This window comes from Nocardiopsis terrae, assembly GCF_014651695.1.
Classification (GTDB): domain Bacteria; phylum Actinomycetota; class Actinomycetes; order Streptosporangiales; family Streptosporangiaceae; genus Nocardiopsis; species Nocardiopsis terrae.
The window spans coordinates 104,533-129,927 of sequence record NZ_BMXJ01000010.1 but is presented as its reverse complement, the minus strand read 5'-3'; the positions used below and the strand labels follow the sequence as shown (position 1 = coordinate 129,927).

The 25,395-nt window shown below is 72.9% G+C and carries 16 protein-coding genes; 7 read left to right on the top strand and 9 right to left on the bottom strand.

What is annotated here, in order from left to right; all coding sequences use genetic code 11:
• Positions 1 to 258: 258 nt before the first annotated feature.
• Complete coding sequence (locus IE195_RS24845; protein ID WP_191275927.1) at positions 259 to 873, bottom strand: superoxide dismutase; 615 nt, start codon at positions 871 to 873, stop codon at positions 259 to 261.
• Between the two features lie 538 nt (positions 874 to 1,411).
• Between IE195_RS24845 and IE195_RS24840 the strand changes: the two genes are divergently transcribed.
• From IE195_RS24840 to IE195_RS24815, 6 genes are all read left to right on the top strand, one after another.
• A complete protein-coding gene (locus tag IE195_RS24840) occupies positions 1,412 to 3,478 on the top strand; it encodes an acyltransferase family protein (RefSeq protein WP_191275925.1) in 2,067 nt (688 codons plus the stop codon).
• A 268-nt stretch (positions 3,479 to 3,746) separates the two neighbouring features.
• A complete protein-coding gene (locus IE195_RS24835; protein WP_191275923.1) occupies positions 3,747 to 4,781 on the top strand; it encodes an O-methyltransferase in 1,035 nt (344 codons plus the stop codon).
• A gap of 75 nt (positions 4,782 to 4,856) precedes the next feature.
• On the top strand, positions 4,857 to 6,905 hold the full coding sequence (locus IE195_RS24830) for a glycosyl transferase family 2 (protein WP_191275921.1): 2,049 nt from the start codon (positions 4,857 to 4,859) through the stop codon (positions 6,903 to 6,905).
• Entirely contained in the window at positions 6,902 to 8,560 is a 1,659-nt protein-coding gene (locus tag IE195_RS24825) for a glycosyltransferase family 2 protein (protein ID WP_191275919.1), read from the top strand. Before IE195_RS24830 ends, IE195_RS24825 begins: the two co-directional genes overlap by 4 nt.
• Positions 8,561 to 8,789: 229 nt before the next feature.
• The gene (locus IE195_RS24820; protein ID WP_191275917.1) at positions 8,790 to 10,856 is read left to right on the top strand and encodes a glycosyltransferase family 2 protein; all 2,067 of its coding nucleotides are present in this window, start codon (positions 8,790 to 8,792) and stop codon (positions 10,854 to 10,856) included.
• A complete protein-coding gene (locus IE195_RS24815) occupies positions 10,853 to 12,508 on the top strand; it encodes a glycosyltransferase family 2 protein (RefSeq protein WP_191275915.1) in 1,656 nt (551 codons plus the stop codon). The genes IE195_RS24820 and IE195_RS24815 overlap by 4 nt, the downstream gene beginning before the upstream one ends.
• A 97-nt stretch (positions 12,509 to 12,605) precedes the next feature.
• Here IE195_RS24815 and IE195_RS24810 read toward each other — a convergent pair whose 3' ends face one another.
• The 4 genes from IE195_RS24810 to IE195_RS24795 form a co-directional block, all read right to left on the bottom strand.
• On the bottom strand, positions 12,606 to 13,061 hold the full coding sequence (locus tag IE195_RS24810; RefSeq protein WP_191275948.1) for a MaoC family dehydratase: 456 nt from the start codon (positions 13,059 to 13,061) through the stop codon (positions 12,606 to 12,608).
• A gap of 104 nt (positions 13,062 to 13,165) precedes the next feature.
• Positions 13,166 to 14,293, bottom strand: coding sequence for an enolase C-terminal domain-like protein (locus IE195_RS24805; protein WP_191275913.1), 1,128 nt, complete (start codon positions 14,291 to 14,293; stop codon positions 13,166 to 13,168).
• A gap of 293 nt (positions 14,294 to 14,586) precedes the next feature.
• Positions 14,587 to 15,705 (bottom strand): alanine dehydrogenase, encoded by a 1,119-nt coding sequence (gene ald, locus IE195_RS24800; protein ID WP_191275947.1) that lies wholly within the window; start codon positions 15,703 to 15,705, stop codon positions 14,587 to 14,589.
• Between the two features lie 156 nt (positions 15,706 to 15,861).
• On the bottom strand, positions 15,862 to 17,130 hold the full coding sequence (locus tag IE195_RS24795) for a dihydroorotase (protein WP_191275910.1): 1,269 nt from the start codon (positions 17,128 to 17,130) through the stop codon (positions 15,862 to 15,864).
• Between the two features lie 409 nt (positions 17,131 to 17,539).
• On the opposite strand from IE195_RS24795, the gene IE195_RS24790 reads away from it, so the two are divergent.
• The gene (locus tag IE195_RS24790) at positions 17,540 to 19,732 is read left to right on the top strand and encodes a bifunctional copper resistance protein CopD/cytochrome c oxidase assembly protein (RefSeq protein WP_191275908.1); all 2,193 of its coding nucleotides are present in this window, start codon (positions 17,540 to 17,542) and stop codon (positions 19,730 to 19,732) included.
• Between the two features lie 213 nt (positions 19,733 to 19,945).
• Here IE195_RS24790 and IE195_RS24785 read toward each other — a convergent pair whose 3' ends face one another.
• The 4 genes from IE195_RS24785 to IE195_RS24770 form a co-directional block, all read right to left on the bottom strand.
• Positions 19,946 to 20,374, bottom strand: coding sequence for a hypothetical protein (locus tag IE195_RS24785; RefSeq protein WP_191275906.1), 429 nt, complete (start codon positions 20,372 to 20,374; stop codon positions 19,946 to 19,948).
• A gap of 78 nt (positions 20,375 to 20,452) precedes the next feature.
• Positions 20,453 to 23,443 (bottom strand): AAA family ATPase, encoded by a 2,991-nt coding sequence (locus IE195_RS24780; RefSeq protein WP_191275904.1) that lies wholly within the window; start codon positions 23,441 to 23,443, stop codon positions 20,453 to 20,455.
• Positions 23,443 to 24,597, bottom strand: a complete 1,155-nt coding sequence (locus tag IE195_RS24775) for an exonuclease SbcCD subunit D (RefSeq protein ID WP_191275902.1) — start codon at positions 24,595 to 24,597, stop codon at positions 23,443 to 23,445. The genes IE195_RS24780 and IE195_RS24775 overlap by 1 nt, the downstream gene beginning before the upstream one ends.
• A gap of 99 nt (positions 24,598 to 24,696) precedes the next feature.
• Positions 24,697 to 25,356, bottom strand: coding sequence for an O-methyltransferase (locus IE195_RS24770; protein ID WP_191275900.1), 660 nt, complete (start codon positions 25,354 to 25,356; stop codon positions 24,697 to 24,699).
• Positions 25,357 to 25,395 lie beyond the last annotated feature (39 nt).

The window sequence follows — 25,395 nt, the reverse complement described above, 5'->3', positions numbered from 1 at the left end:
GGTGGCCGCTGAGCTCAACGGCCGTCCTCGTCAGACCCTGGGCTGGGCTACCCCGGCCGAGGTCCTCAACGAGTTCCTCGTTGCAACAACCACTTGACCCCAAGCGCCGAAATCGCCCCTGGTAGCAAGATCACCGAGGTGGGGGCGGAGAACAAGAGGAGGGCGGCACCACGCACGTGGTGCCGCCCTCCGCCGTTTCCGGTCTGCCGGAGCGGTCGGGGCCCGGGGGCTCCGGCCTATCCGGGAGAACCGGGCACGCTAGCCGAGCTGGACCTTGCGGGCCTCGGCGAAGCGCTCCTGGACGTCGGCCCAGTTGACCACGTTCCAGAACGCCTTGACGTACTCGCCCTTGACGTTCTTGTACTGGAGGTAGAAGGCGTGCTCCCACATGTCCAGCATGAGCAGCGGCTGCGTGCCGATGGCGATGTTGGCCTGCTGGTCGTACAGCTGCTCGATGATCAGACGCTGACCCAGGGCGTCCCAGGCCAGGATCGCCCAGCCGGAACCCTGGATGCTGGTCGCCGCGGCGTTGAAGTGCGCGCGGAAGGCGTCGAAGGAGCCGAACTGGTCGTCGATGGCGGCGCCCAGCTCACCCTCGGGCTTGTCGCCACCGTCCGGGGAGAGGTTCTTCCAGAAGACGGAGTGGTTGACGTGGCCGCCCAGGTGGAACGCGAGGTTCTTCTGGAGCATGGGCACGGTGCCGAAGTCGTCGGACTCGCGGGCCTCCGCCAGCTTCTCCAGCGCACTGTTGGCACCGGCGACGTAGGTGGCGTGGTGCTTGTCGTGGTGCAGCTCCATGATCTGACCGGAGATCCACGGCTCCAGGGCCGCGTAGTCGTAGGGCAGTTCAGGAAGCGAATATGGCGCAGACATCTCTGACGCACCTTTCCAATGACGCGATTCGTCGGGCTTACCAGCGATGGGATCGCTCTAGGCAGCAAGCTATCAGCCAAGCGGGCGCAGACCCGATGTCAGGCTCTTTACATCCCGGTCCGGGAATAAACGGTCCGCGGCCCGTCGGCGGGACCGGTCCTGCGGCGCGAGCCGGACACCCTGCGGCGCTCACCGCCGCGATCGTGCTCCATCCCCGTGGCGCCCCGGCCCCTCCCGTCCCTTCCCGCCGGTCGGGCCGCCCAATCGTCCTGCTTCGTACTGAACCTCCCAAGCGGTGCCGCATCCGAGGAGTTTCCGGTCGGCGGTCCTAGGGTGTGCTCGCCGAACGCCCCCTGGTTTGGTCGGAACGTTCGCCAATGCTCCGGGGCGCCGGGAGGCGTTTCTCGGGTGTTGGTCCGCCATTCACCGCCCGGGCATCGGGGCGGCGAGAACGCGGCGCCGAATTCGAGTTGCGGAACCCGTGCAAAAGCCTCGTTCGGTGAAAAGTCTCCCTAGTTCTCCGAGGCCGTCGCCGCTCATGCACATCTCTTCCTCCAGGCTCCCCGTCACCGAGGCGCCCGCCATCCCCTCCGTTCCCGAGACCGTACGCGCGAAGGGCGGCGGAGGGGGCTTCCGGCCCGAGATCGAGGGGTTGCGCGCCGTCGCCGTCCTCCTCGTGGCCGTCTACCACATCTGGTTCGGCCGGGTCTCCGGCGGCGTCGACGTCTTCCTGATGCTCACCGGGTTCCTCATCACCGGTTCGCTGGTCCGCGGGGTCGAACGCGAGGGCCGCGTCCGCTTCGCCGCGTTCTGGATCCGGTTGGCCCGGCGCCTGGTACCCCCCGTCGCCGTGGTCCTGGTCGCGACGATGGCCGCCACGTACCTGTGGCTGCCCCGCCCGCGCTGGCCGGACATCCTCGACGAGGTGCGTGCCGCCGCGCTCTACCACGAGAACTGGATCCTGGCGGGCAACGCGGTGGACTACCTGGCCCGGGAGGCGGCGGCCAGCCCGGTGCAGCACTTCTGGTCCCTGTCCGTGCAGGGGCAGTTCTACCTGCTGTGGCCGGTCCTGGTCGCGCTGGCGGCGTTCGTGGCCGTCCGGGCCCGGATGCCCCTGCGCATGGCGGTCCTGGTCGCGGTCACGGCCGTGTTCGCCCTGTCCCTGGGCTACTCGGTGTCCGTCACCGCCCGGGACCAGGCCTGGGCCTACTTCGACACGGGCGCCCGCCTGTGGGAGCTGGCACTGGGCGCGATCCTGGCCCTGGTCATCCACCGAGTGCACCTGCCCGTGCGGTTGCGCGTCCTCCTGGGCTGGCTCGGGCTGACGGCCCTGGTCTCCTGCGGGCTGCTCGTTCCGGTGTCCACGCTCTTCCCCGGGTACGCCGCCCTGTGGCCGACCCTCGCCGCGACCCTGGTGGTCCTGGCCGGGACCACGGGCAGCCGCCACGGCGCGGACCGGCTGCTCACCTGGAAGCCCCTGACCGCCCTCGGCAAGCTCTCCTACCCCCTGTACCTGTGGCACTGGCCGGTCCTGGTCTGCTACCTGGAGGCCGCCGACCGTTCCCTGGCCACCCCACTGGGCGGCCTGGGGGTCCTGGCGCTCTCCCTGTCCCTGGCCTGGCTGACCCACCGCCTGGTCGAGGGCGGCCTGGACCGCTCCACCCGGCAGAACCGCCGCGCCCCCGGCTGGTCGTCGGGGATCGCCGCGGCCCTGATCACCCCGGTCCTGGCCGCCTCCCTGCTGTGGTCCGACCGCATCGAGGAGCAGCGGGCGGGGCGGGCGGCGGCCGTCGTGCCGGAGAACTATCCGGGAGCCGGGGCGGTCGCCGAGCCGGCGCTGCTGGAGGTACTCCCCGAGGCCCCGGTACGCCCGGATCCGGCCGACGCCAAACAGGACCTGTCCTGGCACCACGAACAGGGCTGCCACGTGGGCCTCGTGTCAAAGGAGCTGGGCGTCTGCGACACCGGCCCCGTCGGCGCCGAACACACGCTCGCCCTGGTCGGCGCCTCACGGGTGGCGCACTGGTATCCGGCCGTGGCCGCCGCGGCGCAGGCCCGGGGGTGGCGCCTGGTCTCCTTCACCAAGAGCGGGTGCCAGTTCAGCACCGACACCGCCCACCGGGACGACGCGGTCTTCGAGGAGTGCCAGAGGTGGAAGGAGAACGCGTTCGCCGAGTTGGCGGAACTGCGTCCCGACGCCGTCCTCACCTCGTCCACCCGTGCCACCCTCCACGGTGAGACCGTGCACGACGGCTACCTGGAGGTGTGGCAGTGGCTCGACGAGCTGGGCATCGAGGTGATCGGTCTGCGGGACCTGCCCCGGCTCCCCTACCAGGGTGCCGAGTGCGTGGAGGCGGGCCCGCCGGAGCAGTGCACCTCCCCGGTGACGGCCAGCCAGGCGGAGACCGACCCCGCGACCCGGATCCAACTGCCGCCCAACGTCACCCTCCTGGATCTCACCGAACACGTGTGTCCCGGCGGTTCCTGTGACGCGGTGGTCGGCAACGTCCTGGTGTACTGGGACCACTCGCACATCACCGCGACCTACGCGGCCACCCTCGCCCCGGTGATGGAGGAGGCCCTGATCGGAGCCACCGGTTGGTGAACCGTCCCGGTCGGTGAACCGGTCCGCCAGGTGACCCGGCCCGGGCGGGGAATTCACCGGAAACCGGGGAAGGGACCACCGCAAATGACACTTCGGTGATGCGTCGGTGAACGCCGGTGGAATTGATCCCCACGCGGGTTTTGATTTCCCCGGCGAAAGGCCCGGTGCCTGCTTTGAGGAGTTAGTGTCGAAAGCGCCCGGGGTTTTCACGAAAAGCCCGGGACTCCCCCCGAATCCACTGCCACGTAACCCCCGTGGAGGTTCCCCCGTGCGCACACTCCGCCGCAGAGCCCGGCCGCTTCTGGCGACCGGTGCCGTTCTCGGCCTCGCCCTGCTCGCCGTCCCCACGGCCCTGGGCGCGCTGGCCGTGCTGAGCTGGGCGGAGGCCGCGATCGTCACCGCCCTGCTCCTGCTCGGCGGGCTGGTGTGCGCTCTCGGCGCGGGACTGTGGCTGCTCAACCGTTCCGTGCGCGCCCTGTCGACCAGCGTCAGCGCGCATACCCACCGTGTCACCGAGGTGCTCGGCCAGGACCGCCTGGAGATGACCCGATCCCTCAGCGGTGTCCGCGACTGCCTCGCCCGCCTCCAGGACCACGCCCTGCCCAAAGCCAGCCGGGAGATCCGGCACGCCGTCACCGTGCAGGGACGCCACGACTACGAACAGCAGGTCGCCTGGACCGAACTGCGCGCACACCTGGACGTGGCCCCGTTCATGCCGCCCCTGCGCGGCTGGGCCGCCTCCCCGGACGTCCTGCGCCTGCTGGTCCGGCTGATCGACCGGCACCGTCCCGAGCTGGTGGTGGAGTGCGGCAGCGGGGCCTCCAGCGTGTGGATCGGCTACGCGCTGCGCCGTGCCGGCCGCGGCAGGCTCGTCGCGATCGAGCACGAGGCCCGGTACGCCGAGATCAGCCGGGACCTGGTCGCCGCGCACGGCCTCGACGACATCGTCGAGGTCCGGCACGCCCCGCTCACCGAGGTCGAGCCCGAACTCCTCGGCCCCGTCCCCGACGGCCCCGGCGAACCCGCACCCCTGTGGTACGACCTCTCCCGCCTGAGCGACCTGGACGGCATCGGCCTGCTGTTCGTCGACGGTCCGCCCCAGGCCACCGGGAAGCAGGCCCGCCACCCGGCGGTCCCCGCCCTCCTGCCGCACTGCACCGCCGACGCCGTGGTCGTCCTCGACGACGCGGACCGACCGGACGAGCGCGCGCTCGGCGACCGCTGGGTCGCCGAACACTCCCTGTACCGCACCGAGGAGCCCGCGGAGAAGGGCGCCCACGTGTTCACCCGCCGGAACCACTGACCCCGATCCGCCCCATCCCGCCCCGAACCCGTCCCGGCGGCCGCACCAGCCGCCACCGACAGTGAAGGCCCACCGATGATCACCACCGTCCTTCGGCATGCCCTGCGCGCCCGCGGCGGCGAACCGGCGGTGCTCTGCCACACCGGCGCCGAAACCCGGGCCGACCTGGCCGGGCTGCCCACGGCCCCGGGAGACCTGCTCCTGGACCTGGACGCCCAACCGCCGGGGCAGCCCGTGTTCGACGACGACCGGGTCGCCGGCCTGGTGGCAGTGGTCGCGGCCACCACCACCGACCTCAACCGGGTCCTCACCTCTGCCGTCCACCTGCCCCGGGCCGTACACGTGGTGGCGGCCCTGGTCGCCACCCCGGGCCACCAGGAGCCGCCGGTCCCGGTCGGCCCCGGTATGGGGCAGTGGCGCGACCTCCAGGAACTGCGGGTCCGCAGGGTGGACCGCCGGGGCTGGGTGTGCGAACTCTTCTTCCCCAACGCCATCGAGACCGCCCCGGTGCTGGACGCGGTCCTGCACGGGACCCGGGGGCGCCGCCGAGGCCCCGCCCTGGCACCCCTGGCCGCCCTGAACGGAACCGAGGCGGCCCTGTGGCGCCCCGGCGACACGGGCGCCCACGGTGTGGCGGCCCAGGGGCCGGTCCCGCTGCGCCGGGTCACCCCGGTGGCCGACCTCGCGCTGCGGCTGCACGACCACGAGACCCCGCCCGCCTGGACCGACGAGGCGGTGCCCGCCCTGGACCGGACGAGCACCGACACCGACTCCTGGGACGGCCTCACCGGACCGGACGGCCACACCCGTGCGGCCGGCATCGCCGACACCGCAGTCGTCCGCGCGGCGCACACGAGCACCGACCCCGTCCAACGGATCGCGCCCGTCGACGAGACCACCGTCAACCCGACCGGTTTCGCCAAGGCCGAGAACGGCCCCCTCGGCGAGCTCACCCTGCACGGCGACCGCGCCGTCATCAGGCAGGGGCGCAAGGACCTGGTGACGGTGGCCCCGGACGGGACCGTCACCGACGTCGACCTCGCCCACCTGCGCCACCTCCGCGGGGTCCGGGTCGACTGGACCGGGCACAGCGGACCCCGCGCCGCCGTGCGGGCCGTGGCCTCGCTGGCCGCAGGCGGGGTGCCCCTGGTCAGCGACCCCGTCCCCGCCTGGGCCGCTGGCCTGGGGCGGCCGCTCACCGAGCTCCTGGCCAACGCCGCCGAGGCCGACCTGTCCGACCGGCTCGCCCGTGAGGAACACAGCGTCCGGCTGCGCCGAGCCGCCCTGCGCACCCACGGTCTGCGCTCCCGCTGGCGCGCCCTGGCGGCCGAGGCGGGCGTGCCCGTCCCGGCCGGGCCCCGGATCTCGGTCATCCTGTGCACCCGCCGCCCCGAGATGGTCGGGTTCGCGCTCGCCCAGATCGCCCGCCAGCGCGGCGTCGACCTGGAGACCGTCCTCACCCTGCACGGCTTCCCCGCCGCGCTGCCCCGGGTGCGGGCCGCCATCGACGCCTACCGGGCCACCGGTCTGCCCATCACCGTGCACGAGGCGCCCGCTGACCAGGTCTTCGGGTCGGTGCTCAACGACTCCGTGGCCCGCGCCTGCGGCGACCTGATCGCCAAGTGGGACGACGACGACTGGTACGGCCCGGAACACCTCAGCGACCTCGTCCTGGCCCGGACCTACTCCGGGGCCGAACTGGTCGGCACCGGCCAGGACTTCGTCTTCCTCCAGGAGGTGGACCTGACCGTGTGGCGCAGCCGCGAGTCGGAGACCACCACCCGCTTCATCGCCGGGGGCACGATCCTCACCGACCGCGTGGTCCTGGAGGAGACCGGAGGGTTCCGGCCGCTGCCGCGTGCCATCGACACCCAGCTGCTCATCGCCGTCGCCCGCGGCGGCGGCCGCGTCCACCGCACCCACGGACTGGGCTATGTGCTGCGCCGCACCGGCGGCGGACACACCTGGTCCGAGGACATGGCCTACTTCCTGCACAACTACGCCCGACAGTGGTCCGGCTGGCGTCCCAGCTCCCTCCTGGAGGGCGAACCCGCCCCGCTGGGGATCGGAAACGCCCAGGAACAGCCGGTCGGCGCCACACAGCACACGGGGGGACACCCTTGACCAGTACCGAAGAACACACCGTTCCCGCCTCCGGGCGGATCCTCACCCCGGGGGACCCGCTGCCCTCCGGCGAGGTGGACTTCGGCGCCCAGCCCAGGCTGCGCCGCAACGACTACGCGCCGTTGACTCCGCCGCCGCTGGGGGAGTGGACGCCGACCCTGTCGGTGAGCGTGGTGATCCCGGCCCACGGCCATCAGGACAAGCTCGACCTGGTCCTGGCCTCCCTGGCCGGGCAGAGCTACCCCGCGCACCTGATGGAGGTGGTCGTGGTGGACGACGGTTCACCCGAACCGCTCGCCCTGCCCCGGGTCCGCCCGGAGAACACCCGGATCCTGCCCTCCGCCCCCGGCGGCTGGGGGTCGGCGCACGCGGTCAACACCGGGGTGGCCGCGTCCTCCGGCCAGGTGGTGCTGCGCCTGGACGCCGACATGCTCGTCTACCGCGAGCACGTGGAGTCCCAGATGCGCTGGCACCACCTGGTGGACTACGGGGTCGCCCTGGGCCACAAGATGTTCGTGGACTTCGACCCGGACGCCATGACCCCCGAACACGTACACGACGAGGTCGCGGCGGGCCGTGCGGACCAGCTCTTCGACCGGGAGGGCGCCGACCCGCACTGGGTGGAGCGCCTCATCAACCAGCACGACCGGCTGCGCACCGCCGGACGGCTGTCCTACAAGGTGTTCATCGGCGCCACCGGTTCCCTGCACCGCAGCCTCTTCGACGCCGCAGGGGGCCTGGACGCCGCCCTGATCCTGGGCGGCGACACCGAGTTCGCCTACCGGGTCGCCCAGCAGGGCGCGGTGTTCGTCCCGGACCTGGACACCAGCAGCTGGCACCTGGGCCGGTCCCAGATGCAGACCCGTCGCGAAGCCGGGACCCGCTACCGCCTCCCCTACGTCTCCAACCGGGTGCCCGACTTCCACCTGCGCCGCAAACGCCCCGACCGCCAGTGGGAGGTCCCCTTGGCGGACGTCGTCCTGGACACCGGGGGCCGCACCCTGGAGGAGGTCGACGCCACCGCCTCGGCCCTGCTGGCCGGTTCCACCCCGGACCTGCGCCTGTGGCTGCTGGGCCCCTGGTCCCGGCTGGACGGGGAGCGCCGGTCCCCGCTCGACGAGGACCTCCTCGACCTGCGGCTGGTCCGGGAGACCTTCCGCGGCGACCAGCGCGTACGGTTCGCCGGGACCGAACCCGGCCGCGACCCGCGGGTGCCCTTCCGGCTGACCGTCGCCGGGGGGACCGCCCCGGCCCCCGACGCCGTTCGCGACCTCGTCAAGGAGATCGACCGGGAGGGCGCGGGCCTGCTGTGCGCGCCGCTGCCCGGCGCCACCCGGGGGGACGGCGTCCTGAGGCTGGAGCGCACCGCCGCCTACGCCCGGGCACGCCACCTGGAGCCCGAGGCCACCGGCGCGGACCTGGACCGGGTGGTCGAGGAGACCCACGGGACCCACTGGATTCCGGGGGAGAGGTTCGTGACCGACCCGGAGGCCGAGTCCGCTCCCCCGGAGAAACCCGAGGTGCTCCAGAAGCGTCTGGACCGGGCCCTGGCCGAGGCCGACCGCCTCCGCGCACGGGCCCAGCGCGCCGAACGCAAACTGCGCTGGTTCACCCCCGGCCTGACCCGCAGGGTGCTGCGCCGCCTGGCCCGCTGAGGAGGACGCCGTACCGGTTCGGGCGGGGCGCACTGGCGACCGCCCCCCGTCGGAACCGGTCGGTGGCACGTCCCGTGCTGGCGTGTCGGGCGCGCAGGAGAACGCCCGCTCCCGACACGCCCAGCACAGGAAATCACCGAGCGTAATCGAGTTGGCTACGCTGGGCTCTGAGAGTGGCCCGCCCCCACGTGCGCCCGTCCCGCTCAGCCAACACACCCGAGGTCGCCCGATGATCACCTCCGTCGTCCGCCAGGCCCTGCGCACCCGCGGTGACGAGCCCGCCGTCCTGTGCCACACGGGGGACCACCGGACCACCCGAAGGGAACTCTCCGGGTTCCGGCTGCGGCCGGCCGACCGGCTGCTCGACCTGGACACCCACCGCCTCGGCGACCCGGTGGAGGTGCCGGGGGTGGGCGGAGAGGGCGAGCCGGAGGCGGTCGGTCTGCTCGTGGTGGTCGCCGCCAGCCTCACCGACCTGCGCCGCTGCCTGACCACCGCCACCCTCCTGCCGCCCGCCGTGCACCTGGTCGTGGCGGTCGCCGACACTCCCGGCAACCAGGGGCCGCTGGTCCCGGCGCCGCCCGGGATCGACGAGTGGCACGGACTCCAGGAGCTGAGGGTCCGCCGGGTCGGCCAACGCGGGTGGTTGTGCGAGCTGTACTTTCCCAACTCGGTCGAGACCGCGGCCGCCCTCGACCACGTGCTCAGCGGTACCGGGGGGCGCAGACGCGGACCCCGGAGCGTACCCCTGGGGGCCGTCCACGGCCGGGAGGGGGCCCTCTGGCGGTCCGGCGACGTCTCCGCCACCGGGGTTTCCGCCACCGGCCCCATCCCGTTGCGCCGGGTCACCCCCGTCGCCGACCTGGTCCTACGGGTCGATGACGGCAGCGGACTGCCCGAGTGGCAGGACCCGGCCGTGGCGCACCTGGACGTGGCCACCACCGGATCCGGTTCGTGGGAGTCCCTGACCTCGGCTGACGCCCCGGCGGTGTCCGTTCCGGGGGCGCGCCCCGGGCCCTCGGAGGCCGGCCGCCCGGTCAGGGTCGGCGAGCCCGACCCCGTCACCACCATCGCGCCCATCGACGAACGCGCCGTCAACCCCTGCGGTTTCACCAAGAAGGCCGGGGGGCCCATGGGGGACCTCACCGTCCGGGGCGGGAAAGCGGTGGTGCGGGAGGGGCAGAAGGTCCTGTTCGCCGTCCCGGACGACGGGACCGTCACCGATCTCGACCTCGGCCACACCCGCTACCTGCGCGGGATCCGGGTGGACTGGTCCGGGCACAGCGGACCCGCCGCCGCGGTACGGGCCGTCGCCTCCCTCGCCGCCGGGGGCGTCCCCCTGGTCAGCGGTTCCGTTCCTGCCTGGGCGTCGGGTGTGGGCACGGAACTCGCCTCCCTGCTCGTCTCGGTGTCGGCGGCGGACCTGCGCGACCCGCTCACCCGCGAGGAACACAGCGTCCGGTTGCGCCGCGCGGCTCTGCGCACCCACGGCCAGATCGCCCGCTGGAGGGAACTCGCGGTCCGCGCCGGGATCCCGGTGCCGCCCGAACCCCGGATGACGGTGATGCTGTGCACCCGCCGACCGGAGATGGTCGGGTTCGCGCTCGCCCAGATCGCCCGCCAACGGGGTGTCCGCTTCGAGGTGGTGCTGGCCCTGCACGGTTTCCCCGCCTCGCTGCCGCAGGTGCGGTCGGCGATCGGCGCCTTCGCCGCCACGGGGGTGCAGATCACCGTGTACGAGGCGCCCGCCGACCAGGTCTTCGGGGCGGTGCTCAACGAGGCCGCGGACCGCGCCTCGGGCACCGTCATCGCCAAGTGGGACGACGACGACTGGTACGGCCCCGACCACCTCGCCGATATGGCGCTCGCCCGCACCTACTCGGGCGCGGACCTGGTGGGCATCACCCAGGACCTCGTCTACCTGGAGGAACTGGACCTGACCGTGTGGCAGAGCTACAAGTCCGAGAAGCCCTCCCCGGACGTGGTCGGCAGCACCATCGTCATCGACCGTTCGGTCCTGGAGGAAGTGGGCGGGTTCCGCCCGCTGCCGCGGGCGATCGACAGCCAACTGCTCTTCGCGGTGCGCCGCAACGGCGGCCGGATCTACCGCACCCACGGCCTGGGGTATCTGCTGCGCCGGGCGGGCCAGGGCCACACCTGGGCCGCGGACCTGGGCTACTTCCTGCGTAGGAACACCAAACAGTGGTCCGGGTGGCGCCCCAGCGCGCTGCTGGAGGGCGCGGTCGAACCGCTGGGGGCCGCCCGGACCGTCGAGTACTCGGGAGGACACCGGTGACCACCTCAGACAACGCCCCGGCGCAGGAGGCGGAACGGTCCGGGACGGAACGGCACGCCAGGGGGGCGCCCGGTGCGGGCCAGCCCCGTGTCGTCCGCAACGACTACTCGTCCCTGAACCCGCCGCCGCTGGGGGAGTGGACGCCGACCCTGTCGGTGAGCGTGGTGATCCCGGCCCACGGCCACCAGGACAAGCTCGACCTGGTCCTGGCCGCGCTGGCCGCACAGACCTACCCGAGCCACCTCATGGAGGTGGTCGTGGTGGACGACGGTTCACCCGAACCGCTCGCCCTGCCCCGGGTCCGCCCCGACAACACCCTCCTGATCCCCGCCGCCCCCGGCGGCTGGGGGTCGGCGCACGCGGTCAACACCGGGGTGGCCGCGTCCTCGGGGAATGTGGTGCTGCGCCTGGACGCCGACATGCTGGTGTACGGCGACCACGTGGAGTCCCAGATGCGCTGGCACCACCTGGCGGACTACGTCGTGGTGATGGGTCACAAGATGTTCGTGGACTTCGACCCGGACGCCATGACCCCCAAACACGTGCTCTCCGAGGTGCGCGAGGGCCGTGCGGACCAGCTCTTCGACCGGGAGGGCGCCGACCCGCACTGGGTGGAGTCCTTCATCAAACGCAAGGACGCACTGCGCTCCGCCCACCACGAGGCGTACAAGGTGTTCGTCGGTGCCACCGGTTCCCTGCACCGCAGCCTCTTCGACGAGGCCGGCGGGATGGACGGGGAGATGGTCCTGGGCGGTGACAGCGAGTTCGGGTACCGGGTCGCCCAGCAGGGAGCGGTGTTCGTCCCGGACCTGGACACCAGCAGCTGGCACCTGGGCCGGTCCCAGATGCAGACCCAACGCGACGCGGGGACCCGCTTCCGGATGCCCTACGTCTCCAACCGGGTGCCCGAGTTCCACCTGCGCCGCAAACGCCCCGACCGCCAGTGGGAGGTCCCCCACGTGGAGGTGGTCGTGGACGTCGAGGGCCGCACCCTGGAGGAGGTCGACGCCACCGCCTCGGCCCTGCTGGCCGGTTCCACCCCGGACCTGCGCCTGTGGCTGCGCGGCCCCTGGTCGCGGTTGACCGGGGAGCGTCGTCCGGTGCTGGAGGAGGAGCTGCTGGACCTGCGGCTGGTCCGGGAGGCCTTCCGCGGCGACCCGCGGGTCCGCTTCACCGAACCCGCCCCGGACCCGGACCCGTGGGTGCCCTTCCGGCTGTACCTGGGCGCGGGGCCGACCCCGACCCGGGACGCGCTGGCCGAGCTGGTCCAGCTCGCGAACCGGACCCACGCCGGCCTGCTGTGTGCACCTCTGCCGGGGAGCACCCGGGCCGCGGAGGGGGTGCTCCGGTTGGAGCGCACCGCCGCCTACGCGAGGGCCCGCCGTCTGGAGCCCGAGGCCGTCGGCCGGGACCTGGACCGGGTGGTGGAGGAGCTCTTCGGGCTGCACTGGGCATCCGCGACCGGGATCGTCGCGGGGCCGGAGGAAGACCAGGAAGCGAACAGCGAGAGCGTGGAGCAGTTGCGCGCCCAGCTCGCGCAGGCCCAGGCCCGGGGGGACCGTATGCGCCGCCGGGCGGAGCGGGCCGAACGCAAGTTGCGCTGGTTCACCCCGGACCTGTTCCGACGGGCGCTGCGCAGGCTGGCCCGCTGAGGAAGGGCCGGGAAGGGACCCCGGGGGCGGGGCCGAGTCGCCACGGCTCCGCCCCCGGTAGGGCCTGTCCGACGGCGTGTGCCGCCGCCGGGTCCCGTCAGGGAACCCAGAGCCCGAGGCTCTCGGCGACCAGGGCGGGGCGTTCCTGGCCCTCGATCTCCACGGTGTGCTCGGTGGTGACCAGGTAGCCCTTGGGGGTTTCCTTCACCTCGGCGAGCTGCACGGCGTCGCGCACCCGCGAGCCCACCGTGACCGGCTGCAGGAAGCGCACCTTGTTGAGGCCGTAGTTGATGGACATCTGGGGCTTCTTCGTCAGGGAGAAGATGCTCTGCGAGAAGTGGGCCAGCAGCGACAGGGAGAGGAACCCGTGCGCGATGGTGGCGCCGAAGGGGCCCTCGGCGGCCCGTTCCGCGTCCAGGTGGATCCACTGGTGGTCGTTGGTCGCGTCGGCGAACTTGTCGATGCGGCTCTGGTCGATGGTCAGCCAGTCGGTGTGGCCCAGGTGTTCACCCTGGGCGGCGATGACCTCTTGGACGTCGGCGAATACGCGCACCACGCCTCCACGTTCGATAGGGGTTCGGCGCGCTCCGGCGTCAGGTGCCGGTGCGCTCCGGGGACCGGACGGTGATGCGCGCCACCTTACCTAACGGTGTTCGGTTAAGTGGCGGCGGGGCCCGGATCCCCGGCCGTCCGCGTATCCAGTACCACGGTCCGCGAGGTGTAACCGGACAGCGCAGCACGGTCCACGTCGTGCCCCAGACCGCTCTCGGCCAGCGGCACCGGGACCACCCCGTCGTGTGCGCGCACCGGAGGAACCACCAGGTCGCGGCCTCGACCCCCGGCCCCCGGCATCTCCACCGGCAGGCTCGCCCCGGACAGGGAGGCCAGTGCGACCGTGGCCGCCCGGCCCACCCCGGTCAGCGCCGAGGAGCCGCACCACACCTGCCAGCCGGCGTCGACCGCCCGGTCCACCGCCCGCCGGGCGGCGGTCAGCCCGCCCAGGCGGACAGGATCCACGTTCACCGCCCGACCGGCCTCGGCCCCGACCGCCTCGCGCAGGTCCTCCACGCAGGACAGCGACCGGTACAGCGCCACGGGGGTGCGCAACTCGGCCGAGAGCCGGGCGTGCGCGGCCAGGTCGTCGGAGGCGAAGGGGTCCTCGATCGCCAACAGTCCCAGGGCGTCCAGAACACGCAGCGCGTCCAGGTCGGCGGGGGACTCGGTGTAGCGCCCGCCCGCGTCCACCTGGAGGACGAGGAACGGGAAGCTGGCCTGTACGGCCCGGACCACGTCGGCGTCCCAGCCCGGTTCGACCTCCAGCCTGATCCGCCGGAAACCCGCACCGACCTGGCGGTTCACCTCCGTGACCACCGACTCCAGGGTCACCTGCCGCGGCAGGGTCACCCCCGCCGTGAGCGCGGTGCGCTCCCCGCCCAGCGAGTGAGCCAGCGGAGTGGCGCGCTGGCGGCTCCACAGGTCCCAGCAGGCGGTGTCGAGCGCACCCACCAGGGCCGGGTCCCAGGGCAGGTCGGCGAAGGTCCCTGTCACCTCGGTGGGACGGCGCCACTCGTGCGCCAGGAGGGCGGGCGCGAAGTCACGGGAGAGGGCCTCCCACTGCTGCGGGGTCGCCCGGGGCACTTCACCCCAGCCGCTCACCTGGCCGTCGGACACCCGGACCAGTACCGGAACCGCCCGGTCGGCACCGCGCCCGGCCAGTGAGGGGCGCAACCGCACGAGTTCGACCTCGACGAGCCGGGTCACCGTTACCGCTCCGGTGTGTGTCACTGCTGCCCCACCTCATGTGCTCGGAACCCGGTCACGGGCCCGACTGACGGAGGGCCCACCTCTCGACGTTACCCCCGGCCGACCCGGCCGAACACCCCGTCCGCAAGGGGTAGTTCCGTTCGGGCGCCCAGGTGGGAGGGGCTTTGGGCGGGCGGGTGGCGGTTCGCCCGGCTCCGCTGACGGGGTCGATCGCGCAGGCGGTCGCCTCCGGGCGGAGACCGTCGAGGCGTGCGTGGGCCGGGGCGGTGGGGGCCGTCCTCCTGCGCGGTCCCCACCGCCCCGGTAGGCCGGACCTAGGAGGCGAGCACCTCGGAGAGCTCCCGGTGCTTCATGCCGTGGGCCTCGGCGACCGGGGAGTAGACCAGGTCACCGTCGTGGGTGTTGAGGCCCTCCGCCAGGGAGGCGTCGTCCCGCAGGGCCTGCTTCCAGCCCTTCTCCGCCAGGGCCACCGTGTACCGCAGCGTGTCCTTGGTGAGGGCGTGCGTGGAGGTGTTCGGCACGGCCCCCGGCATGTTGGCGACGCAGTAGAACACCGTGTCGTGCACGGTGAAGGTCGGGTCGTCGTGGGTGGTCGGACGCGAGTCCTCGAAGCAGCCGCCCTGGTCGATCGCGATGTCCACGAGCACCGCGCCCGGGCGCATCCGGGAGACGAGTTCGTTCGAGATGAGCTTGGGGGCCTTGGCGCCGGGGACCAGGACCGCGCCGATCACCATGTCCGACTCCAGGACGGACAGCTCCAGCTCGAAGGCGTTCGACACGACCGTCTTGACCTGGCCCCGGTACAGGGAGTCGACGTGGCGGAGCTTGTTGACGTTCAGGTCGAGCACGGTCACGTCCGCGCCCATGCCCACCGCGATCTGGGTCGCGTTCAGCCCGGACACGCCCGCGCCGACCACGGTGACGCGTGCCGGACGCACCCCCGGGACACCGCCCATCAGCACGCCGCGCCCCCCGTTGGGGCGCTGCAGCGTCACCGAACCGACCTGCGTGGCCAGCCGTCCGGCCACTTCGGACATGGGGGCGAGCAGGGGCAGCGAGCCGTCGGGCAGCTGCACCGTCTCGTAGGCGATGCCGGTGACCTTCCGCTCCAACAGGGCGTCCGTGCACTCGCGGGAGGCCGCCAGGTGCAGGTACGTGAACAGGGTCTGGCCTTCGCGCATGCGGTGGTACTCGTCCGGGACGGGCTCCTTGACTTTGAGGACGAGGTCCCCGGCCGCCCACACCTCGTCGGCGGTGTCCAGGATGCCCGCGCCCGCCGCCTCGTACTCCTCGTTCGTGATGGAGGAGCCCAGGCCCGCGTCGCGTTCGACGAAGACCTCATGACCCCGGCGGGTCAGCTCGTGGACACCCGCAGGGGTGATCGCCACCCGGTACTCGTGGTTCTTGATCTCACGGGGCACGCCGATGCGCACGGTTCCTCCAACTGGTATCGCCATCGATACCTTCCACTGTGACCTGCGAAGGCACATCCGCGCCATCGCCAATGTGCATGGCTGTTCGTTGCCATGTTGACAGGGTGTAAGCCCGCAGTGTGCGGTGTGACACGGGGTTGCCCGGGGGGATCCCGATCAGACCCGCGGTCCCCCCGCACCCGCCTGTTCCGCCGCGCCCGCCCGAGCCGCAGGAGCCACCCGCGTCGGCCGTCCCGCCACCCACACCCGCTCCACCCGCCCGGTCAACCGCATCCCGGCGTAGGGGCTGGGATCGTTCTCCGGGACCGTCTGCGCCGCCTGGTCCCCGAAGGCCACCAGGTCGGCGTCGAAACCCTCCCGGATCCGGCCCCGGCCGCCCAACCCCAACAGGTCCGCGGGGGCCTGGGAGGTCCACCGCGCCAGGTCGGACAGGGACAGACCGCGTTTACGCGCCGCCGTCCACAGCGCGGACAGGCTCCACTCCAGGGTGTACAGGCCGATCGCGGGCAGGTGGCCCGAACCGACGGTCAGGATCGCCGAGTCCGGTTCCAGCAGTGCGCTCCACAGCGCCTTCCGGTTGGCGTCGGAGCGCAGCGGCGGACGGCAGGCCCGCGCCGGCGACCCCGGGCCCGGATACTCGGAGGGCAGGCACAGATAGTGCGGACAGGTGTGCGCGGTCAGACCCACCCCCACCGCGCCGGCCGCGGCCAGCAGGGCGGCGCACTCCGCGGCGGTGAAAGGAGCCACGTGGGTGCGCGCACCCACCACGCGCGCCGCCGCGATCACCCGCTCCAGGCCCCTGCGTTCGGCCCGGGGCGGCCGCTGCTCCGCCGCCACCGGCGGGGCCCCCAGCTCCCGGGCGTCCTCGGCGTGTACCACCAGCAGGGCGTTCAGGGCGGCGATCTCGGCCATGGCCTTGCGTAGCTGGGCGTCCTCCAGCGCCGCCATGTCGGGGGCGCCCCCGTCCGACAGCGACCCCTGGAAGGCCACCACCCCTCCGGCGTGCAGGTCGGCCAGGTCCAGCGGCCCCGTACCCCGCGTCACCCCGCCGAGGAAGGCCACCGGGACCGCGGTGCCCGCCGCCGCGCGCTGGTGGAGCTGGAGGGAGTCGGCGCAGATGATGGCGGGCCGCCCCGGGGCGGGGGAGGCCACCACACAGGTCACCCCGCCGCGCAGCGCGGCCTCACCGGTCCGCAGGTAGGACTCCCGGAGTTCCTGACCGGGCACGTGCACACCGGTGCCCAGGTCGATCGCGCCGGGCAGCAGAGCCGTCTCGCCGAGGTCCACGACCTCACGCGCGCTCAGCTCGGCGGCATAGGGCCGGATCGCCTCGATCCGTCCGTCGCGGATCCCCACACAGGCGGGCCTGGTCCCCTCGGGGACCACGGTCCTGCGTGATCGGATGACACTGTCGAACTCGGGCATCGCCCTCCCCCTTCGTGCGCTGTCGTGCGTTCGTGTTGCTGTGCGGCCGTGCGAGGGGACACGGCGACGAGGGGTGACGGCACGAGAGGGCGGTCCGCGGCCTCGGCCGGGAGGTCGAGCGTATCGCGAAGGCCGCGCCGAGAAGGGGGAAACGTCACTTCCCGTCCGGACCCGCCGGGGATCCCCACGGGGGTACGGGCGGGGTCCGCGTGTCCGGGCACGGTTCCGGGGGAGGGAGGGAGAGTGGTCAGGCCCAAGTCCGACACTGTGTAGTAAACGGTTTAACCTTGGTCCAGGTGTTCCTCCGTGCACGGCCCCTGCCGGACCCCGACCGGACAGCAGCGGGATGGCCACCACGGCCGAGGGCGCTGACCTGCCAGTTGACCGAACCTCGACGACGGAGTGGCGCGTGGCTCCTCCCGCACAGAAAAACGCATCCCCCCTCAAGGAGTACCTGGACAAGGCCCCGGGCACGACCGCCTTCGCCGTGCTGGCGGTACTCGCCGGGCTGTTGTGCGTGATCGCCCTGGGCGCCACACTCATCCTGGGCGGATCAGTCTTCGCCCAGGTCATCCCGGGCCTGCCCGACGCGGGCGAGGCGGTCCGCTGGGGCCTGCCCGTCGCCAAGACGGTGATGGACGCCGCCGCGGTCCTGACCATCGGCCTCCTGCTCATGGCGGTCGTCCTCCTCGCCTCGAAGAAGGGGCACCTGTCCCCGCAGGCCGCCGGTTACGTGCGCGGCGCCACCTGGACCGCCCTGGTCTGGGCCCTCGGCGCCGTGGCCACCCTGTACTTCCAGGCCTCGGAGTTCCTCGCCAAGCCCATGGGCGAGGTGTCGGTCGACGAGGTCACCGCCTACGCCGGGTCGGTGTCCAGCGGCATCTCCCTGATGTTCGTCGTCCTCATCACGACGGGCATCGCGCTGTTCGGCCGTACGGCCACCACCGCGACCGGAGGGCTCTGGCTCCTGGTCGCGTCCCTGGTCGCGGTCACGCCCCCCGCGCTGACCGGTCACTCCGCCTCCTCCGGCGCCCACGAACTGGCCGTCACCGGGCTGGCCCTGCACCTGGTCTCCATCTGCGCGTGGGTGGGCGGTCTGGTGGCGCTCACCTATCACGCCATGCGCGCGGACGCCCAGGAACCGCAGACCGCAGCCCACCGCTTCAGCCGTCTGGCCCTGTGGGCCTACGTCGGTGTGGCGGTCAGCGGCGCGGCCAGCGCCCTGGCCCGCCTGTACTCGTTGGACGACCTGTTCGGTACCGAGTACGGCCTCATCATCGTCGTGAAGATCGTCCTCTTCGGGATCCTCGGCGTCTTCGGCTACGCCCACCGCCGGTGGGTCGTGGCCCGGATCGGGCAGACCCCCCGGGGCAGCGCCGGCCACGCCTTCCGCCGCTGGCTCTTCCTGCTGCTGGCCGGAGCCGAGGTCCTCATCATGGCCGCCGTCATCGGCGTCTCCGTGGGCCTGGGCCGCACCGCGCCGCCTCCGCCGCTGGAGAGCACCGTCGATCCGGCCGCCGCCATCCTGGGCTTCCCGATCCCGCCCGCCATGAGCACGCAGAACCTCCTGACCCTGTGGCGTCCGGACCTGTTCTTCATCATGTTCGTGGCGGTCTCGGGAGCCCTGTACCTGGGCGGCGTGTACCGGCTGGTCAAGCGGGGCGACAGCTGGCCGGTCGGCCGCACCGTCGCCTTCCTGCTGGGTCTGCTCACCATCGTCGCGGTCCAGCTCAGCGGGTTCGCGACCTACGCGATGATCATGTTCTCCACGCACATGATCCAGCACATGGTGCTGGCCATGCTCACCCCGATCCTCCTCGTTCTGGGCGCCCCGGCCACGCTGGCCCTGCGTGCGCTCCGGCCCGCCGAGAAGCGCGGCGACCGGGGTCCCCGCGAATGGCTCAACGCGTTCCTGAACAGCCGGTTCTCCCAGATCGTGACCCATCCGGCGGTGGCCGCCCCGATCTTTGTGTTCAGCCCGTACGCGCTGTACTTCACCCCGCTGTTCCCCACGCTCATGAACGACCACCTCGGTCACCTGTTCATGGGTGTGCACTTCCTGATCTCGGGTTTCCTCTTCTACTGGGTCATCGTCGGGATCGACCCGGCCCCGAGGAAGGTCCCCTTCCTGCTGCGCATCCTGCTGCTGCTGGTGGCGATGGGGTTCCACGCCTTCTTCGGCATCGCGATCATGGAGCAGGCCACACCGATGGCCATGCAGTACTACGGCCAGTTCGACATCCCCTGGATGACCGACCAGGCCGCCGACCAGTACGCGGGCGGTGGTGTCGCCTGGGCGCTGGGCGAGATCCCCACGGTCCTGGTGATGCTGGCGCTGGTGGTGCAGTGGTCGCGTGACGACGAGCGCCAGGAGCGCCGCAGGGAACGGCACAGCCGCCGCGGCGGGTCCGACGACGCCGACATGGACGCCTACAACGCCTACCTGGCCGAACTCGACCGCCGCTCGCGCGAGGGTGCCCCGGCCGGGGCCGGGGGCACCGCGACCGCCACGGTCGAGGTACCCCAGGAGGTCGAGGCCCCCGAGGAGACGGACGCGTCCGAGGGGCCCGGGGGAGTCGGCGACCCGTCCGGCAGGGGCTGACCAGCCACCCGGAAGCGCAGGGGGTGCCCCGCCGGGCACCCCCTGCGCCGTCCTGCGGCGGGTTCGTCCGCTGAGCCGGAGCTCCGGACAACTGCCGATGACCGCCTGTACCACCGCCGACCGCGCAGGGGCACCCGCCACGAAACCACCGAGGGTGCTCCGGCGTCCCGGCGCCCGGGGCCGGAAGCGGTCACGGGGACGGGGAGGACGGGATCAGACGACGAACGCCGTCACACCCGTCACAAGCAGCCCCACACCGAGGCAGACGACCAGTCCGCCGAGCAGAACCGAGGCCGAAGGCCTGAGGTCGGTCAGGCCGGGCCGACCGCTCACCATGGCCTGGCGCCGGGCCAGGACCGGTAGCAGGGCGACGTTGACCGCGTACATGAGGGCGGCGACCACGGTCGCGTTGACCAGACCCGCCCAGAAACCGCCGCCGCCGGCCATCACGTTGAGCGCGGCCAGGGCCGGGAGCACCACCAACAGCACCACCGAAGCGCCCCCGAAGGCGGTGAGCAGCCGGGGCGAGCTCCCGTGGGCACTCCCGGAGACCACGAGGAGTAGACCGATGAGGGCCGCCACCAGGATGGCGCCCCCGATTCCGAACACGGCGATGTTGACCAGCGAATTCACGCTGGTCATTGTCGCACCGCCCCGCCGGTGTACCAATCCGGGGTGTCCTTGGCGCTTTCGGGACCGGAGCACGGCCCGCGGCCGAGGTCAGCCGTGGTGCCTCACCCGGGAGCCACCGGAGTCCTTGACCACCTGCAGACGTGTGGTCACACGTTGACGCAGGTCGGCGACGTGACTGACCACACCGACCGCGCGTCCGCCGTCCCGCAGCCGGTCCAGCACGTCCAGCACCTCCTCCAGGGTGTCCTCGTCCAGCGTCCCGAAACCCTCGTCCACGAACAGGGTGTCGATCTCGGTGCCGCCCGCCTCGGCGGTGGCGACGTCGCCCAGGCCCAGGGCCAGCGCCAGCGAACTGAAGAAGGTCTCCCCGCCCGACAGGGTGGCCGGGTCGCGTTCCACCCCCGTCCAGGCGTCCAGCACCCGCATCCCGAGACCGCCGGCGGAACGGGCCCTGCCGTCCCCGGCGGCTTTGTCCACCGTGTACCGCAGCTCGTACCGGCCGTCCGACATCGTCAGCAGCCGCTGGTTGGCAGCTTCCACCACCTGCTCCAGTCGGGCCGCCAGCACGTAGGCGGACAACCGCACGCTGTCGGTGTTGTCCGCGGACGTCCCCGCCGCCAGGGCGCTCAGACCCTGCGCCACCGCGTAACGCCGCAGCACCGGTTCCGACCCCGACAACTGGTCGCCGAGGTCGCCGCGCAGCGCCGTGAGCCTCCGGGCCCGCTCGGCGAGCAGGCTCTGCCAGGCCACCGCGCGGTCCGCGAAGCCCGCGGCCTCCTCCGCCGCGGCCTCCAGAGCCGCCAGGTCCGGGGCCGGTTCGGCCCCGGCTGCCACCAGCTCGGGGTCGGCCAGCTGCGCCTCGGCCGCGGCCAGCCCGTCGTCGAACTCCCGGGCCCGGTTCCGTTTGGTGCGGCGGTCGCGCTCGTCCAGGTACGCCCCGACCACCTCGGCCTCGTCCTCGAAACGCGCCTCGGCCAACTGCCGTTCCACCTCGGCGGCCGCGGTGCGCAGCTCCTCGGCGGCCCGGTCGCGCTGGTCGACCGCTTCCGCGGCTCCGCGCAGCCCCTCGGCCTCCCCGCGCAGCCGGGCGATGCGCTCGTCCAGCCCGGCGTCCCGGCCCCGGGCCCGGTCCAGCAACTCGGTCAGCCGCCGGTGCTCCTTGGCGCCCTCGTCCCGGCGGGCGACCAGCTCGCTCTCCTCACGCGCCAGCTCCCCCTCCTGGTCACGGGCCCGCTCCAGATCCCCGGTGACCTGGGCCAACTCCTCCTCCAGCCGGGGCACCTCCCTGGCGGCGGCGCGGACCTCGGCGAGTTCGCGCTCGCGGGCGTCCACCTCCGCGGCCGCGGAGGCCACCGTGCGGCCCTCGGCGAGCTCCGCGGCGGCCGTGTGCCGTCCCCGCAGCTCCACCAGGGAGTTCTCCGCCTCGGTGCGTCGTGCGGCAGTGCTCTCCTCGGCGCTTCGGGCGGCCCGTTCCTCCTCGTCCGAGACCAGGCCCCCCGCACTGGGCCGGGCGGGGGAGGGGTGCTCGGCGGCCCCGCACACCGCACAGGGCTCCCCGTCGACCAGCTTGTCGGCGAGCTCGGCCGACATCTGCCTGATCCGGCGCTCCCGCAGCTCCTGGGCCCGGTCCCGGGCGGCCTGGGCGGTGTCGACCGCCCGCCGACACCCCTCCTCGGCCCGCTCCAGTTCGGTACCGAGCTGTTCGTGCTCCACGGCCGCGCCGTGCCGTCGCCTGGCCAGCTCCAGGGCGGCCCCGGCGGCGTCGGCCAGCCCGGACTGCTCGCGTGCCCGGCGCAGTTCCCCGGTGACCTTCTCGACCCGGGCCGGCAGCGCGCCCACGCGTTCGCGCGCCCGGACGGCCCCGGTGCGTACCGAGGCGATCCGCCGGTCCAGCCCGCCCAGTTCCCGGTGCAGGGAGCGGCGGCGTTCGGCGTCACCGCGCAGCAGGTCCAGCCGGGCGAGTTCGTCGCGGCGGGACTGCTCGGCCGAGCGCAGCGCGGCGGGGGAACCGGGCCCGCTCAGGGCGGTGGCGCCGACGTCGGGCAGGTCGCCCACCAGGGACAGCCGGTCGGTGACGGCCAGTTCGGCCTTGTCCAGCTCGGTACGGCGATGGTCGCGGGCGCGCAGGAACGGCAGTACGGGGTCGGCTCGCTCCGCGGCGGCCAACTGCTCGTCGATCCTGGCCCGCCACTCGCGGTCCCCGGTCATCAGTGTGCGGCGTTCCCGGGCGGCGGCCAGGCGTTCCTGGCGGCTCCGCAGGTCACGCCCGGCGGTGAGGGCCTCCTGGGCGCGGTCGCGGGCGCCGGTGAACCCCGCGGTGACCGCCTCGGCGTCGCTGGCGGTGGCGGTGAACACCGAGGCCAGTTCGGCGGCCCAGGCGGTGAGTTCCCCGGGGGCCTCCGGGGCGGTGGTCCGGCTGACCTCCGCGATGCGCCCGGCGACGGCGCGCACCCGCTCGTCGGCGGCGCGCACCTCGCGCTCCAGCTTCCTGGTGTGTCCGCCGAACCACTCCTCCACGTCCCGGAAGACCCGGGTGTTGAAGATCCGTTCCAGGGACTTGCGCCGGTCGTCGGACTTGGCCCGCAGGAACCGGGCGAAGTCCCCCTGGGGCAGCATGACGATCTGGCAGAACTGGGTGAGGGTGAGCCCCAGGAGATCGCCGACGAACTGTCCGGCCTCGTCCGGGCGGGTGGTGACCCCTTCCCAGCGGTCCTCCCGCCAGTCGTAGACGCGTACCTTCTGGTTCTCGGTGACCGTCCCGGACCCGCGCTTCTTGGGGCGCTCCCAGCGCGGGTTGCGTTCGATCCGCACGCGGCGGCCCTGGACGGTGAACTCCAGGGTCACCTCGGGTCTGAGTCCGGGCGGTGCGTGGTCGCTCCTGGGTGAGCGGTCCTTGCCGCGAGCCCCGGGGACGTCGCCGTACAGCGCGAAGCAGACCGCGTCCAGCACGGAGGTCTTACCGGCACCGGTAGGGCCGTGGATCAGGAAGAGCCCGCCGGCACCGAGCCGGTCGAAGTCGACCGTCTCGGTTCCGGCGAAGGGCCCCAGGGCCGTCATGGTGAGGGTGTGCAGCCGCATCAGCGTGTCCCTTCCTGGACGCGTACCTCTTCGACCGCACGGTCCACCAGTTCACGCTCGGCGGGGGTGGCGGCGGTGCCCCGTGCCCACTCGACGAAGTCGGCGACCACCTCGCGTTCGGGGCGTTCGGCGACGGCGACGGTGACCGGCCGCCGGTCGGGGGTCCCCTCGGGGTCGAAGTCCAGCATCAGGGTGTGCGGGAAGCGTTCGCGGAGCCGGTCCATGGGCTGGGCCGGGCGGCGCGGGTCGGTGAGGGTGACCTGGAGCCAGTGGCCGGTGTAGCGCGCCCACTCCGGGCCGGTGAGGAGTTGGTCGATCCGGCCCCGGATCCGGGCGAGCGGCCGGGGGACGGGCGCGTCGGCGAACTCGGCTCCGGCGAACCCGTCGGCGTCCAGGTCCACCACCCAGTAGCCCTTGCGGTGGTGCTCCTCGGAGAAGGAGTAGGCCAGCGGGCTGCCCGGGTAGCGCACCGCGGGAGTGATGGTCTGGCGTCCGTGCAGGTGCCCCAGGGCCACGTAGTCCACGCCGTCGTAGACCGAGGCGGGCACGTGGGAGGCGCCGCCCACGGAGATGTCGCGTTCGCTGTCGGAGGCCTCTCCGCCGGTGACGAAGGCGTGGGAGAGCACCACGGACCGGGTGCCCGGGCGCTGGGCCAGGTCGGTCCGGACCAGGTCCATGGCGTGCCCGACCGCCGCGGGGTGGCCGCGTTCGGGCAGCCCCCAGTGGTGGCGGGCGATCTCGGGTTCCAGGTAGGGGATGCCGTAGAAGGCCACCGGGCCGTGCTCGTCGTCGATGACCACGGGGGTGCCGATCCCGTCCAGGGAGCTGCGCAGGTGTACCCCTGAGGCGTCGATGAGGTCGGTGGCGAAGGCCATCCGGGCCATGGAGTCGTGGTTGCCGCTGATCAGGACCGCCCGGGCGCCGGTGGCCCGGATCCGACCGAGAGCACGGTCGAACAGGCGCACCGCGTCGACCGGCGGCAGGGCGCGGTCGTAGAGGTCGCCGGCGACCACCACCACGTCGATCCGTTCGGCGTGGATGGCGTCGACGAGGTGGTCGAGGAACTCGGCCTGGGCGTCGATGAGGTTCTCCCGGTGGAAGGAACGGCCCAGGTGCCAGTCCGATGTGTGCAGCAGGCGCATGGGACTGGACATTACCGAAGACTGCAGTGTCCGCGCCGGGGGTACCGGTGAACCTGTGGACAACTCGCACCGGACCCGCCCCGGGACCCGGTCGCCCGGGGCGGGCGCGGGTCAGAGCCTGCGGGCCAGGGTGAGTCCGTCACCGATCGGCAGCAGGACCTGGGTGACGCGGTCGTCGGCGACGAGGCGGTCGTTGAAGTCCCGGATGCCCTGCACGGACGGGGAGTCCTCCGCCGGGTCCACCACGCGCCCGTGGGAGAGGGTGTTGTCGGCCAGCAGCAGTCCGCCGGGCCGCATACGGGGTACCAGTTCCTCCCAGTAGTCGAGGTAGCCGGTCTTGTCCGCGTCGAGGAAGGCCAGGTCGAACTGCGGCTCCCCGGGCAGGGCGCGCAGCGAGTCCAGGGCCGGGCCGATCCGCAGCGTGATCCTGTCCGCGACCCCGGCCCGCTCCCAGTACCGCCGGGCCACCGAGGTCCACTCCTCGCTGACGTCCAGTGCCAGGAGGGTGCCGTCCTCGGGCAGCCCGCGGGCGAAGCAGATGGCGGAGTACCCGGTGAAGGTGCCGATCTCCACCGCGTTCCGGGCGCCGGACAACTGGGTGAGCAGGGTGGTGAACGCTCCCTGCTCCGGGCCGATCTGCATCCCCTGGTGGTCGGGGAACAGGCGTGCGGTCTCCTCCGCGAGGTCCGCCAGGACCGGGTCCACGGGCAGGCTGTGGTCGACGACGTAGGCGTGCAGTTGCGGGCTGATGCCCTCTGTTGTTCGTGTCACCCGAGCCAGCCTAGACAGCCGCTGCCGTTCCGGGCCAGG

Coding starts and splice junctions, on each gene's coding strand:
- IE195_RS24820 (WP_191275917.1), top strand. CDS start 8,790: ATGATCACCTCCGTCGTCCGCCAGGCCCTGCGCACCCGCGGTGACGAG.
- IE195_RS24775 (WP_191275902.1), bottom strand. CDS start 24,597: ATGTCCAGTCCCATGCGCCTGCTGCACACATCGGACTGGCACCTGGGC.
- IE195_RS24845 (WP_191275927.1), bottom strand. CDS start 873: ATGTCTGCGCCATATTCGCTTCCTGAACTGCCCTACGACTACGCGGCC.
- IE195_RS24840 (WP_191275925.1), top strand. CDS start 1,412: ATGCACATCTCTTCCTCCAGGCTCCCCGTCACCGAGGCGCCCGCCATC.
- IE195_RS24830 (WP_191275921.1), top strand. CDS start 4,857: ATGATCACCACCGTCCTTCGGCATGCCCTGCGCGCCCGCGGCGGCGAA.
- IE195_RS24785 (WP_191275906.1), bottom strand. CDS start 20,374: ATGACCAGCGTGAATTCGCTGGTCAACATCGCCGTGTTCGGAATCGGG.
- IE195_RS24780 (WP_191275904.1), bottom strand. CDS start 23,443: ATGCGGCTGCACACCCTCACCATGACGGCCCTGGGGCCCTTCGCCGGA.
- IE195_RS24795 (WP_191275910.1), bottom strand. CDS start 17,130: ATGCCCGAGTTCGACAGTGTCATCCGATCACGCAGGACCGTGGTCCCC.